General features: G+C 66.4%; 13 protein-coding genes. All 13 read left to right on the top strand.

Features of this window, described 5'->3' with window-relative positions:
* The first annotated feature begins 26 nt into the window (after positions 1–26).
* Entirely contained in the window at positions 27–875 is an 849-nt protein-coding gene (gene rpsB / locus AC07YH_RS13915; RefSeq protein WP_494747575.1) for a 30S ribosomal protein S2, read from the top strand.
* 151 nt (positions 876–1,026) lie between these two features.
* Entirely contained in the window at positions 1,027–1,965 is a 939-nt protein-coding gene (gene tsf / locus AC07YH_RS13910) for a translation elongation factor Ts (protein ID WP_494747574.1), read from the top strand.
* Between the two features lie 190 nt (positions 1,966–2,155).
* Positions 2,156–2,896, top strand: a complete 741-nt coding sequence (gene pyrH, locus AC07YH_RS13905) for a UMP kinase (RefSeq protein ID WP_494747573.1) — start codon at positions 2,156–2,158, stop codon at positions 2,894–2,896.
* A 28-nt stretch (positions 2,897–2,924) separates the two neighbouring features.
* Positions 2,925–3,491: a ribosome recycling factor gene (frr, locus tag AC07YH_RS13900; RefSeq protein ID WP_494747572.1), complete on the top strand. Its 567-nt coding sequence runs from the start codon at positions 2,925–2,927 to the stop codon at positions 3,489–3,491.
* A gap of 49 nt (positions 3,492–3,540) precedes the next feature.
* Positions 3,541–4,320 (top strand): polyprenyl diphosphate synthase, encoded by a 780-nt coding sequence (gene uppS / locus AC07YH_RS13895; RefSeq protein ID WP_494747571.1) that lies wholly within the window; start codon positions 3,541–3,543, stop codon positions 4,318–4,320.
* A complete protein-coding gene (locus AC07YH_RS13890; RefSeq protein ID WP_494747570.1) occupies positions 4,298–5,128 on the top strand; it encodes a phosphatidate cytidylyltransferase in 831 nt (276 codons plus the stop codon). The genes uppS and AC07YH_RS13890 overlap by 23 nt, the downstream gene beginning before the upstream one ends.
* On the top strand, positions 5,116–6,315 hold the full coding sequence (dxr, locus tag AC07YH_RS13885) for a 1-deoxy-D-xylulose-5-phosphate reductoisomerase (protein WP_494747569.1): 1,200 nt from the start codon (positions 5,116–5,118) through the stop codon (positions 6,313–6,315). Before AC07YH_RS13890 ends, dxr begins: the two co-directional genes overlap by 13 nt.
* 21 nt (positions 6,316–6,336) lie before the next feature.
* Entirely contained in the window at positions 6,337–7,533 is a 1,197-nt protein-coding gene (locus AC07YH_RS13880; RefSeq protein WP_494747568.1) for a M50 family metallopeptidase, read from the top strand.
* Between the two features lie 17 nt (positions 7,534–7,550).
* Positions 7,551–9,914, top strand: coding sequence for an outer membrane protein assembly factor BamA (gene bamA, locus AC07YH_RS13875; protein ID WP_494747567.1), 2,364 nt, complete (start codon positions 7,551–7,553; stop codon positions 9,912–9,914).
* A gap of 2 nt (positions 9,915–9,916) precedes the next feature.
* Positions 9,917–10,555, top strand: coding sequence for an OmpH family outer membrane protein (locus AC07YH_RS13870; protein WP_494747566.1), 639 nt, complete (start codon positions 9,917–9,919; stop codon positions 10,553–10,555).
* A gap of 53 nt (positions 10,556–10,608) precedes the next feature.
* Positions 10,609–11,634 carry a UDP-3-O-(3-hydroxymyristoyl)glucosamine N-acyltransferase gene (gene lpxD / locus AC07YH_RS13865; protein ID WP_494747565.1) on the top strand — a complete coding sequence of 342 codons (1,026 nt, stop codon included), beginning with the start codon at positions 10,609–10,611 and terminating at the stop codon, positions 11,632–11,634.
* Positions 11,631–12,107 (top strand): 3-hydroxyacyl-ACP dehydratase FabZ, encoded by a 477-nt coding sequence (fabZ, locus tag AC07YH_RS13860; protein WP_494616749.1) that lies wholly within the window; start codon positions 11,631–11,633, stop codon positions 12,105–12,107. Before lpxD ends, fabZ begins: the two co-directional genes overlap by 4 nt.
* Complete coding sequence (gene lpxA, locus AC07YH_RS13855) at positions 12,104–12,898, top strand: acyl-ACP--UDP-N-acetylglucosamine O-acyltransferase (RefSeq protein WP_494747564.1); 795 nt, start codon at positions 12,104–12,106, stop codon at positions 12,896–12,898. Before fabZ ends, lpxA begins: the two co-directional genes overlap by 4 nt.
* The last annotated feature ends 7 nt before the right edge of the window (positions 12,899–12,905 follow it).

The following is a 12,905-nucleotide window of genomic DNA, read 5'->3' as shown; positions in this document are numbered from 1 at the left end:
TCAACCGGAAAAAGGATATAGGCCCGATGGCTCTTCCCGAATTCTCCATGCGTCAGCTCCTGGAAGCCGGCGCCCACTTCGGTCACCAGACGCACCGCTGGAACCCGAAGATGGACCGCTACATCTTTGGCTCGCGCTCGAACATCCACATCATCGACCTGTCGCAGTCGATCCCGCTGCTGCACCAAGCCCTGGTGAAGGTCCGTGAAGTCGCCGCCGCCGGCGGCCGCGTGCTGTTCGTCGGCACCAAGCGCCAGGCGAGCGACCCTGTCGCCACGGCCGCCAAGCGCTGCGCCCAGTACTATGTGAACCACCGCTGGCTCGGCGGCACCCTGACCAACTGGCGCACCGTCTCGGGCTCGATCGCGCGTCTGCGCGAGCTGGAAGGCGTCCTGTCGGGTGAAGGCCAAGGCCGTTCCAAGAAGGAACTGCTGCAGCTGACCCGCGAGCGCGACAAGCTGGAACTGTCGCTGGGCGGCATCAAGGACATGGGCGGCATCCCCGACATCATGTTCGTGATCGACACCAACAAGGAAGCGATCGCGATCCTGGAAGCCCGCAAGCTGAACATCCCGGTCGTCGCCATCCTCGACACCAACTGCGATCCGGACGGCATCACCTATCCGATCCCGGGTAACGACGACGCCGCCCGCGCCCTGCAGCTGTACTGCGACCTGATCGCCGACGCCGTCCTGGACGGTCTGGCCGCTGGCCAAGCCGGTTCGGGCGTTGACCTGGGCGCCGCCGTGAACCCGACCGAGCCGGCCCTGGCCCGCGCTCTGGCTCCGGAAGCCGCCCCGGAAGCTGCTGAAGCTGCTCCGGAAGCGCCGGTTGAAGCCGCCGCCGAAGCGGCTCCGGAATCGGCCGAAGGCTGATTTCCCACGCGTCCCCGCCGGGCTTAGGCCTGGGCTGGGGACCGTCGCGACCCTGACATGCGACCGGGCTAACAAGCCCGGTCGCTTACGTATTAGAGACTACGGCTGGGTGCAGGCCCGGTTGCTAACCGTTTGAATCTGGAGATTTTCGATGGCTGAGATCACCGCCGCGCTCGTCAAAGAACTGCGCGAAAAGTCCGGCGTCGGCATGATGGACTGCAAGAAGGCGCTGTCGGAAAACAACGGCGACATCGAAGCGTCCATCGATTGGCTGCGCGCCAAGGGCCTGTCCAAGGCCGCCAAGAAGGCCGATCGCGCCGCCGCTGAAGGCCTGGTCGCCATCGCCACCGCCGAGCAAGGCGCTGGTGAAACCGCCACGGCCGTCGAAGTGAACGCCGAAACCGACTTCGTGTCGCGTAACGACCTGTTCCAAGGCGCTGCCCGTCAGATCGCCGGCGCTGCGCTCAGCACCGACGGTTCGGTCGACGCCATCGTCGCGGCCAAGCTGGCCGGCGGCGAGACCGTCCAGGACCACCTGACCAACCTGATCGCCACGATCGGCGAAAACATGATGGTGCGTCGCGCCGCCAAGTGGACGGTCGAGAACGGCGTCGTCGCCTCGTACATCCACAACGCCACCGCGCCGGACCTCGGCCGCATCGGCGTTCTGGTCGCCCTCGAGTCGACCGGCGACAAGGCCGCCCTGCGCGACCTGGGCCGCAAGATCGCCATGCACGTGGCCGCGACCGCTCCGCTGTCGCTGTCGCCGGACGATCTGGACCCGGCCGCCATCGAGCGTGAAAAGGCCGTGTTCACCGAGCAAGCTCTGGAGTCGGGCAAGCCGCCGGCGGTCATCGAGAAGATGATCGAAGGCCGCATCCGCAAGTTCCTGGAAGAAGTCGTGCTGCTGAAGCAAGCCTTCGTCATGAACCCGGACCAGACCGTCGAGCAACTGGTCGCCGAGACCGGCAAGACCCTGGGCGCGCCGATCACCGTGAAGGGCTTCACCCGTCTCGCCCTGGGCGAAGGCGTGGAAAAGAAGCAAGACGACTTCGCCGCCGAAGTCGCCTCGATGACCGGCCAGGCCTAAGGCTTGACCGCTGGGGCCCTCAAGGTCCTGGCAGACAATCAGGGCGCGGCGCGTTTAGACGCGCGCCGCGCCTTTTTTGCGCCTGCTGTCAGCCCCTCGTTCGAAAGGGGGACAGTGGTTGGCAAAACACGTCCCACTTCTGTAGAACGCACCGTAATGTGCGTGCCGACGACTCAGGAATAGCGGTCCCATGTCCGATACCAACGCACCTCAGAAATATCGTCGTATCCTGCTGAAAGTGTCGGGCGAGGTCCTGATGGGCGATACGCCCTACGGCATCGACACCAACACCGTGCAATCGGTGGCCGACGACGTGGCCGAGATCGTCAAGTCAGGCGTCGAGCTGTGCCTGGTGATCGGCGGCGGCAACATCTTCCGCGGCATGGCCGGCGCGGCCAAGGGCATGGAGCGCTCCAGCGCCGACTACATGGGCATGCTGGCCACCGTCATGAACGCCCTGGCCATGCAGGACGCCCTGGAGCGTATCGGCGTCCAGACGCGCGTGCAGTCGGCCATCCCGATGGCCACGGTCTGCGAACCCTACATCCGCCGCCGCGCCCAGCGTCACCTGGAGAAGGGCCGCGTCGTGATCTTCGCCGCGGGCACCGGCAACCCGTACTTCACCACCGACACCGCCGCGGCCCTGCGCGCCGCCGAGATGGAGTGCGACGCCCTGTTCAAGGGCACCAGCGTCGATGGCGTCTACACGGCCGACCCCAAGAAGGATCCGAAGGCCGAGCGCTATGATCGCCTGACCTATATGGACGTGCTGGCCAAGGACCTGCGGGTCATGGACGCTTCGGCCGTGGCGCTGATGCGCGACAGCAACATTCCGATCGTGGTCTTCTCCATCAAGGGACGTGGCAACCTGCTCAACGTCCTGGATGGCAAGGGGACCTTCACCGTGGTCGCCGCCGACCGCGCCGCCTAAGATTCAAGACAAGCGAGGAGAGCCCGTTATGGCCGCCGCCGAAAAGCCCGTCCTGTCCGGCTACAAGGACCGCATGGACAAGTCCGTCGTGTCCTTGAAGGAAGACTTCGCTGGTTTGCGCACCGGTCGCGCGTCTTCCAGCCTGCTCGACCAGATCATGGTCAACGCCTATGGCTCGATGGTGCAGTTGAACACCGTCGCCTCGGTCAGTGTGCCCGAGCCGCGCCAGATCAATGTCAATGTCTGGGACAAGGGCGCCGTTTCGGCCGTCGAGAAGGCGATCCGCAATTCGGACCTGGGCCTGAATCCGGTTCTTGAAGGCAACAATCTGCGGATTCCGATCCCGCCGCTGACCGAAGAGCGCCGCAAGGACCTCTCGAAGATCGCCGGCAAGTACGCCGAGGCCCAGAAGGTCGCCGTGCGAAACATTCGCCGTGACGCCAACGACGACCTCAAGAAGGCCGAGAAGGCCAGCGTCATCAGCGAGGATGATCTGAAGAAGATGGAGACCGAGGTCCAGAAGATGACCGACGAGGCCATCAAGCGGATCGACGAGGCCTTGAAAATCAAAGAACAAGAGATCATGCAGGTTTAATCGCCCCCTCTTCGAGTGGGTGGGGAGCGATGAGGGAAGGTTGAAGCGAATGCCGGCGACCACCGGTCCGCAGAACGTGTCGGGGCGCGCCGGGGGCGAGGCGACCGACCAACGTCTGCACGTGGCCATTATCATGGATGGCAACGGCCGCTGGGCAAAGCAGCGGGGGATGCCGCGCGTCCTCGGCCATCGCGCCGGGGTCAACGCGCTGAAGCGCACCGTCGAAGGCGCGCAGGCCCAGAACGTCGGCGTGCTGACGGTCTTCGGCTTCTCGACCGAGAACTGGCGCCGGCCGGCGCACGAGGTCTCCGAGCTGATGAGCCTGCTCAAGGCCTATGTCGAATCGGACCTGGAGCGCCTGGCCAAGGCGGGCGTCCGCGTCCGCATCATCGGCCGTCGCACCGGGCTTTCGGCCGACATCGCCGAGGTGATCGAGCGGGCTGAGAAGCGCACCGAGGGCAATACCCAGTTCACGCTGCAGGTGGCCTTCAACTATGGCGGCCAGGCCGACATCACCGATGCGGCCCGCGCCTTCGCCGAGAAGGTCGAGCGCGGCGAGGCCAAGGCCTCGGACCTGACCGAACAGACCTTCGAGCGCTTCCTGTCGACGGCGTCGGCCCCGGCGCCAGACCTGATCGTGCGCACCAGCGGCGAGCGCCGCATCTCGAACTTCCTGCTCTGGGAATGCGCCTACGCCGAGCTCGTCTTCCAGGACGTGCTGTGGCCCGACTACGGCCCCGAGGCCCTGGCGGCGGCTATCGCCGATTATCGCCGTCGGGATCGACGCTACGGAGGGGTCGCTGCCGATGACGTCGCCGTCGCCGGCTAAGCGCTTCAACTGGGGTAATCTGAAGACGCGCGTGGTTTCGGCCACCGTGCTCGTGCCTATGGTCGTGGCCGCCGTCTGGCTGGGGAACTTCTGGTTCCTGGCCCTGGCCCTGGTCTGCACGGCGCTGCTGGCCCGTGAGTGGGGCAAGATCAGCGCGCCCAAGTCGCCCAACGCCGTCGGCGCCGTGGTCGGCCTGTTCTGCGCGGTCGCGGTCGTCGCCGCGTATCTGCATCAATTTCTCATCGCCTGGTCGGTCGTGCTGGCCGGCGCCTTTCTGGCTGGCCTGATCGCGCGCGGCGCGGTTGAGCGCCGGGCCGACGCGGCCTATGGCGTGGTCTATATCGCTCCGGCCGTCATCGCCCTGGTCTGGGTCCGCTCGCTGCCCACCGACGGGCTCTACTGGACCCTGCTGCTGTTCGTGGTGACCTGGTTCGCGGACATCTTCGCCTATCTGGTCGGTAGCTTGTTGAAGGGGCCCAAGCTGTGGCCCCAGATCTCGCCCAACAAGACCTGGTCGGGCTTCATCGGCGGTCTGGTGGCGGCGACCATCGGCGCGGTCCTGGTGGCCCACTTCGCGCATCTGAGGCTGGTGTGGCCGGCCGCGGCGCTGGTCGGCTTCCTCGGCGGCCTGGCGACCATGGCCGGCGATCTCTGGGAATCGATCCTGAAGCGCCGCTTCGGCGTCAAGGACAGCGGCGACATCATCCCGGGCCATGGCGGTCTGCTGGATCGCGTCGACGGCCTGATGTTCGCGGCGATCGTCATCGCCGCCGTCCGGCTGATCGACCACGTGGGATGGGCGCATTGACCTTGCCCCGCAAGGTGGTGGTGCTGGGCTCGACGGGATCGATCGGCCTTTCGACCCTGAGCCTTTTCGAAGAGTCCGGCGTCGATGTCGAAATCCTGGCCCTGACGGCCGGGCGTAACGTCGAGCGCCTGATCGAACAGGCTAGGCGCTGGACGCCGCAGGTCGCGGTGATCGAGGACGAGACCAAGCTCCAGACGCTGAAGGACGGCCTGGCCGGCACGGGCGTGCGCGCCGCCGCCGGTGCTGCCGCCGTGGCCGAGGCCGCCGCCATGGGCGCGGACTGGGTGATGTCGGCCATCGTTGGCGCGGCGGGCTTGCCGCCCACGGTCGCGGCCGCTCGCACCGGCGCGATCATCGCCCTGGCCAACAAGGAAAGCCTGGTCTGCGCCGGGCCCGCGCTGCTGGCGATCGCCAAGGCGGCCGGCGGCACGGTGATCCCGGTTGATTCCGAACACTCGGCCATCTTCCAGGCGCTGCAGCCTGACTGCGCCCACCGCGTGGCGCGACTGATCCTGACCGCCTCGGGCGGCCCGTTCCGTACCTGGGACAAGGCCGCCATGGCCGCCGCCACCCCGGAACAGGCCATCGCCCATCCGAACTGGAGCATGGGCGCCAAGATCTCGGTCGATTCCGCGACGATGATGAACAAGGGGCTCGAGATGATCGAGGCCTCCTATCTGTTCAACACGCCGGAGGACCGCATCGACGTGGTGGTCCACCCGCAATCGGTGATCCACAGCCTCGTGGAGTATGTCGATGGCTCGACCCTGGCCCAGCTAGGGCCGCCCGACATGCGCAGCCCGATCTCGTGCGCCTTCGCCTGGCCCGATCGCCTGCCGTGGCCGGCGCAGCGCCTGGACCTGGCCGCCTATGGGCAGCTGACCTTCGAATCGCCGGACCTGGATCGTTTCCCGTCGATCGGAATCGCCCGCGAGGCCCTGCGCCTGGGCGGGGGCGCGCCGACGGCGATGAATGCGGCCAATGAGGTCGCCGTGGCCGCTTTCCTTGACCGGCGGATTGGCTTTCTCGATATTGCCGCCGCGGTGGCGGGAACCCTTGAGCGTATGAACAGTCTTGGCAACCTGGCCGTCGATGAAAACGACGCTGTCGAAAACGCGATGATGATCGACGCTAGCGCTCGCCGCATTGCGGCCGAGGTTGTCGCGCAAAAGCATCGCCGGCTCTGATCCGGGGGACCGGCCAACCTTATGACTGACGTCTTGATCTTCATCCTGTCCACGGCCTTCGTGCTGTCCGTCGTGGTGACCATCCACGAGCTGGGGCACTACTGGGCCGCGCGGGCGTGCGGGGTGGCCATCGACTGCTTCTCGATCGGGTTCGGCCCGCCGTTGCTGTCGTGGCGCGACAAGCACGGCGTGGAGTGGCGCGTCGCCTCGATCCCCCTGGGCGGCTATGTCCGCTTTTCCGGCGACGAGAACGCCGCCAGCGTGCCCGACCAGGACAACCTCGAAGCCATGCGCGACTCGATCGTCCGGCGCGAGGGCGAGGAGGGGGTCTCCAAGTACTTCCATTTCAAGCCGGTATGGCAGCGGGCGATCATCGCCGTGGCTGGTCCGGTGTCGAACTTCGTCCTGGCCATCCTGATCATGGCCGTCTTCCTGGTGATGGTCGGCGCGCCGCAGCGCGCGGCCACCGTCAACGGTGTCGTGCCCGGCGGCCCGGCCGAGGCGGCGGGCTTCAAGAAGGGCGACGTCATCGTCGCCGCCGACGGCCGCAAGATCGGCACGTTCCAGGACCTGCAGGGCTATGTTTCGCTGCGCGCCAATCTGCCGATCGACTTCACGGTCAAGCGCGCCAGCCAGGAAGTCCATCTGACGGCCACGCCGCGCCTGGTGGAGATCACCGACAAGATCAGCGGCCGCATGAAGACCGGCCAGCTGGGCATCGAGAACGCCGGGGTCACCCAGTTCAAGCGCTCCAACGTGCTGACCGCCATTCCCGACGCCACGGTCGAGGTGTGGGGCATGATCAAGACGATCGGCTTCTATCTGGGCCGTCTGGTCACCGGCCAATTGCCAGCCGACCAGATCAGCGGCCTCATCGGAATCGGTCACACCGCCGGCGCGGTGACCAAGGCCAGCGCCGCCGGCGCGCCCGACGCGGCCACCATGGTGCTGCGCGTCTTCATCTCGTCCATGCTGCTGATCGCCAGCCTGTCGGTCAGCATCGGCTTCATGAATCTTCTGCCGATCCCGGTCCTCGATGGCGGACATCTGCTGATGTACGCCTATGAAGCCGTGGCCAAACGGCCTCTACGAGCGGACTTCCAGGCGGCCGGCTTCCGCGCGGGGCTTGCCTTGATCCTGGGTTTCATGCTGTTCGCGGCGTGGAACGACCTCAACCGCTACGACGTGTTCAAATTCATCGGCGGCCTGTTCACGTGAACGCCCGCTCTTCGTCCATGATTGGTCCCATGAACAAACTTCGCGCCCAAAGCGCCGCGTTCGCCACGGGTATGGCGCTGCTCCTCGGCTCGACGGCCTTGGTGGCTCCGCAGCAAGCCTTCGCCCAGGCGTCCCAGACCGGTGTGGTCTCGCGCATCGTCGTGCAGGGCAACGAACGCATCGAGCAGGGCACGGTTCTGTCCTATCTGCCGATCCAGCCGGGCGACACGGTCGATTCCCAACGCCTTGACCTGGCGCTGAAGACCCTGGCCCGCACCGATCTGTTCGCCGACGTGAAGGTCGAGATGCAGGGCGGCGACTTGGTCGTGAAGGTCGTCGAGAACCCGATCATCAACCAGGTGGTCTTCGAGGGGAACTCGTCCCTGAAGGAAGACAAGCTGAAGGACGAAGTGCAGATCCGCCCGCGCGGCATCTTCACCCGCGCCAAGGTGCAGGCCGACGTCCAGCGCATCATCGAACTCTATCGCCGCTCGGGCCGCATCTCGGCGACCGTGACGCCCAAGGTGGTCGAACTGCCGCAGAAGCGCGTCGACCTGGTGTTCGAAATCGCCGAAGGCCCCAAGAGCGGCGTCCTGGGCATCAACTTCCTGGGCAACAGCGAGTACTCGGACAACGACCTGCGTGACGTGGTCGTGACCAAGGAAAGCCGCTGGTACAAGATCCTGACCAGCAACGACAATTACGACCCCGACCGGATCGAGTACGACCGCGAGCAGCTGCGCAAGCACTATCGCAACCGCGGCTTCTTCGACTTCCGCGTCGTCTCGTCGGTGGCCGAACTGGCCCCGGACAAGAACGGCTTCGCCGTCACCTACACCCTCGACGAAGGCCCGAAGTACAAGTTCGGCAAGGTCACCGTCGAAACCGAGCTGAAGAAGCTGGACGGCAACCTGCTGGCCCAGATCCTGCCGATCCGTGCTGGCCAGCTATACGAGGACGAGCGCATCGAGCAGGCCACCGACGCCCTGACCTTCGCGGCGGGCGCGGCCGGCTTCGCCTTCGTGGACGTGCGTCCGCGCTACGTGCCCAACCGCGAGACCAAGACCGTCGATGTGGTGTTCTCGGTCCGTGAAGGCCCGCGCGTCTATGTCGATCGCATCGACATCGTCGGCAACACCCGCACGCTCGACTACGTCCTGCGCCGCGAGCTGGAAGTGGCCGAAGGCGACGCCTACAACCGCGTGCTGGTCGACCGTTCGAAGAACAACATCCGTCGCCTCGGCTTCTTCAAGGAAGTCGATATCGAGGACACCCCCGGCTCGGCGCCGGACCGCACCAGCCTGAAGGTGAAGGTCGAGGAGCAGCCGACGGGCGAACTGTCGTTCAGCGCCGGCTACAGCTCGGTCGACAAGCTGGTGCTCGACGTCGGCATCACCGAGCGGAACTTCCGCGGCCGCGGTCAGAACCTGCGGGCCCGCGCCTCGGTCGGTTCGCTGCGTCAGCAGATCGACTTCGGCTTCAGCGAGCCGCGCTTCCTGGGTCGTAACCTGGTGGCGGGGGTGAACCTCTACACCTTCCGCTATGACCTGTCGGACTATGCGGCCTACGACACCAAGTCGGTTGGTGGTGACGTCCGCCTGGGCTTCCCGCTGACCAACGACTCGTCGATGAGCCTGCGCTACACGATCCGCCAGGACGACGTGAGCGTGGCCGACAGCCTCTGCACCAGCGGCTCGGTCTCGCAGATTCTCTGCCTGCAGCGCGGCGCCTACATCACCTCACTGATCGGCTACGGCCTGCGCATCGACAAGCGCAACGACCCGATCAACCCGACCCGTGGCTGGTTCGCCGACCTGAACCAGGATCTGGCCGGCATCGGCGGCGACGTGAAGTACCTCAAGACCGAAGCCGACGCCGGCTGGTATTGGGGTTTCACCAAGGACCTGGTGTTCAGCGCCACCGGCTCGTTCGGCTATATCGAGGGCTGGGGCGGCGACAACGTCCGCATCAACGACCGCTTCTATCGCGGCGGCACCTCGTTCCGTGGCTTCGAGATCGCCGGTATCGGTCCGCGCGATATCTCGAGCACCAACAACTCGATGGGCGCGAAGCTTTACGCCATCAGCACCTTCGAGCTGACCGTCCCGACCTTCCTGCCCGAGCAGTACGGCATCAAGGCCGCCCTGTTCAGCGACGTGGGTACGGCCGGTCTGCTGGATGATGTGGATCGTCAGAAGTCGCCCGGCGTCTTCGATCCGAACATCAAGGATAACCTCGGCCTGCGTGCGACGGCCGGTATCTCGATCGACTGGAAGTCCCCCATGGGTCCCATTCGATTCGATATCAGCCGCATTTTGGCCAAGGAAGACTACGATCGAACCGAAACCTTCCGGTTCTCCACCTCCACAAGGTTCCAATAAACATGTCCAAGTTCCTGTCCGCGGCCGCGTCCAGCGTCGTCGCTCTCGCCCTCGCGACCAGCGCCTCGGCCCAGACGGCTCCCGCCGCTGCTCCGGCCGCTCCGGCCGTCACGCACGGCCCGGCCCTGACCGGCGTCTGCATCTTCTCGAGCCAGCGCGCTGTCGCCACCTCGGCCGTGGGTAAGGCGGTCGACGCTCGCCTGAAGACCATCATCCAGCAGGTCAACGCCGAGCTGACCGCCGAGCGCACCGGCCTCGACAACGAAGCCAAGGCCCTCGACGCCAAGAAGGCCACCCTGGCCCAGGACGCCCTGGAGCAGCAGGCCTCGGCTCTGCAGGTCAAGGCCAACGCCTGGCAGCGCAAGGGCCAACTGCGCCAGAAGGAAGTCGAAGCGACCGAGCAGAAGGCGCTGGCCCGCGTCTATCAAGAGCTGGATACGCCGATCCGTCAGGTCTACCAGACCCAGAAGTGCAGCATCCTGCTCGACCGCGAGTCGGTCATGCTGGCCAACCCGTCGATGGACATCACCGACGGTGTGGTCGCCGCGCTCGACGCCCGCATCAAGACCCTGACCTTCGACCGTGAACGTCTGGACCAAGCCGCTCCGGGCGCCGCGGCCCTGCAACCGACGAACAAATAAGCGAATCGTCTCCTTTGGGGTTACCTAAGGGAACGTATTTGCCGTGAGGAGCCATGCCGGACCCGCGTTTCTTCGACAGCCTGGGTCCGGCTTCGCTTTCCGAGTTGGCCCGGGCCGGCGCCGCCGAATTGGTGGACGCCGCCCTGGGTGACCGGGCTATCGCCCGCGCCGCGCCGCTGGATAGCGCCGATGCGCAGGGTGTCGCCTTCTTCTCCGACGCCAAGCGCAAGGACGCTGCTGGGACCACCCTGGCCGGCGCCTGTTTCGTGCGGCCGGAACACAAGGATTTCCTGCCGGCGACCTGCGCGGCGCTGGTGACCAAGCACCCGCAGGCGGCCTGGGCCGCGGCGGCCAATCGTCTCCACGCCCCGCGTCGCCACGAGCCTTCGGCGCCTGCCATCCATCCGGAGGCGGAGCTGGAGGAGGGTGTCCTGCTGTCGCCCAACGTGACGATCGGGCAGGGCGCGCGGATCGGGCGCGGCACGCGGATCGGCCCAGGCGCCGTCATCGGTCCGGGCGTCCTGATCGGCCGCGACTGCGTGATCGGCCCCAACGCCGTGATCGGTTTCGCACTGCTGGGCGACCGCGTGTCGGTCTCGGCCGGCGCGGTGCTGGGCGAGGCGGGCTTCGGCGCCGCCGTCGGGCCGCGCGGCATGGTCGACATGCCCCAGCTGGGCCGGGTGGTGATCCAGGACAACGTCACGATCGGCGCCAACAGCTGCGTCGACCGCGGCGCTTTCACCGACACGACGATCGGCGAGAACACCAAGATCGACAACCTGGTGCATGTCGCGCACAACGTCCGTGTAGGACGCAATTGCGTGCTGGCGGCCTATACCGGGCTGTCGGGCAGTACCATCGTCGGCGACGGCGTGGCCTTCGGCGGCAAGGCCGGCGTCGCCGACCATTTGAACATCGGCTCGGGCGCGAGCATCGGGGCGGCCGCCTCGGTGTTCAAGGACGTGCCGGAAGGCGAAACTTGGACGGGATTCCCGGCGCGACCGCTCAAGCGGTGGCTTCGGGAGACCGCATGGCTGTCGCGCATGGCGGGCGGTCGAGGGGCGAAGGGCAGACCATGAGCGAGAACACCGAGCAAACGGTGCAGACCGACATCGACATCGCGGAAATCCTGGCGCGCATCCCGCACCGCTATCCGTTCCTGCTGGTCGATCGCGCCGAGGCCTACAACCCCGGCCAGTCGATCGTCGGCATCAAGTGCGTGACGATCAACGAGCCGTTCTTCCAAGGCCACTTCCCGGGCAATCCGGTGATGCCCGGCGTGCTGATCGTCGAGGCCCTGGCCCAGACGGGCGCTGTGCTGATGAGCAAGACGCTTGAGGTCGACACCGAGGGCAAGACCATCTTCTTCATGTCGATCGATGGCGTGCGCTTCCGCAATCCCGTCCGTCCTGGCGACGTGATCCGCATGGAGGTCGAGGTCGTGCGCGCGCGCTCGTCGATCTTCAAGTTCAAGGGCGTGGCCAAGGTCGGCGACAAGGTGGCCGCCGAGGCCGAGTTCGCCGCCATGGTCGTGGAGACCCCCACGAAATGACCGCGATCCATCCCACCGCGATTATCGCGCCCGAGGCCAGGATCGCCTCGGACGTCGAGATCGGGCCCTACAGCATCGTCGGCCCGGACGTGACCCTGGAGGCCGGCGTTCGCCTGCTGTCGCACGTGGTGGTGGAAGGCGCGACGACCCTGGGCGAAGGCTGCACCGTCCATCCGTTCGCCAATCTGGGCGGTCCGCCCCAGCATCTGGGCCACAAGGGCGAGAAGACCGAGCTTCTGATCGGTCCGCGCAACATCATCCGCGAGCACGTGACCATGCACACGGGCACGGCCTCGGGCCGTGGCGTGACCACGATTGGCTCGGACGGCCTCTACATGGTCGGCTCGCACATCGCCCATGACTGCATCGTCGGCGACTTCGTGGTGCTGGCCAAGGGCGCGACCCTGGGCGGCCACGTGTCGATCGGCGACTACGTGTTCATGGGCGGCCTGGCCGCCGCGCACCAGTTCTCGCGCATTGGCCGCTACAGCTTCATCGGCGGCCTGGCCGCGGTGACCAAGGACGTCATCCCCTACGGGTCGGTGTGGGGCAACCACGCCCACCTTGAGGGCCTCAACCTGGTCGGCCTCAAGCGCCGGGGCTTCTCGCGCGAGACGATCAACGCCCTGCGCGCGGCCTACCGCCTGATGTTCGCCGACGAAGGCACGTTCCAGGAGCGCCTGGACGATGTCGCCGAGATCCACGCCGGCAATCCGGAAGTGATGGAGATCGTCGACTTCATTCGCGCCGACGCCAACCGGCCGCTTTGCCTGCCCGAGCGCGAGGTCTAGGCTCGTA

This window comes from Caulobacter sp. GW456-12-1-14-TSB4 (assembly GCF_059424195.1).
This window is presented reverse-complemented; position numbering and strand designations above follow the sequence as displayed.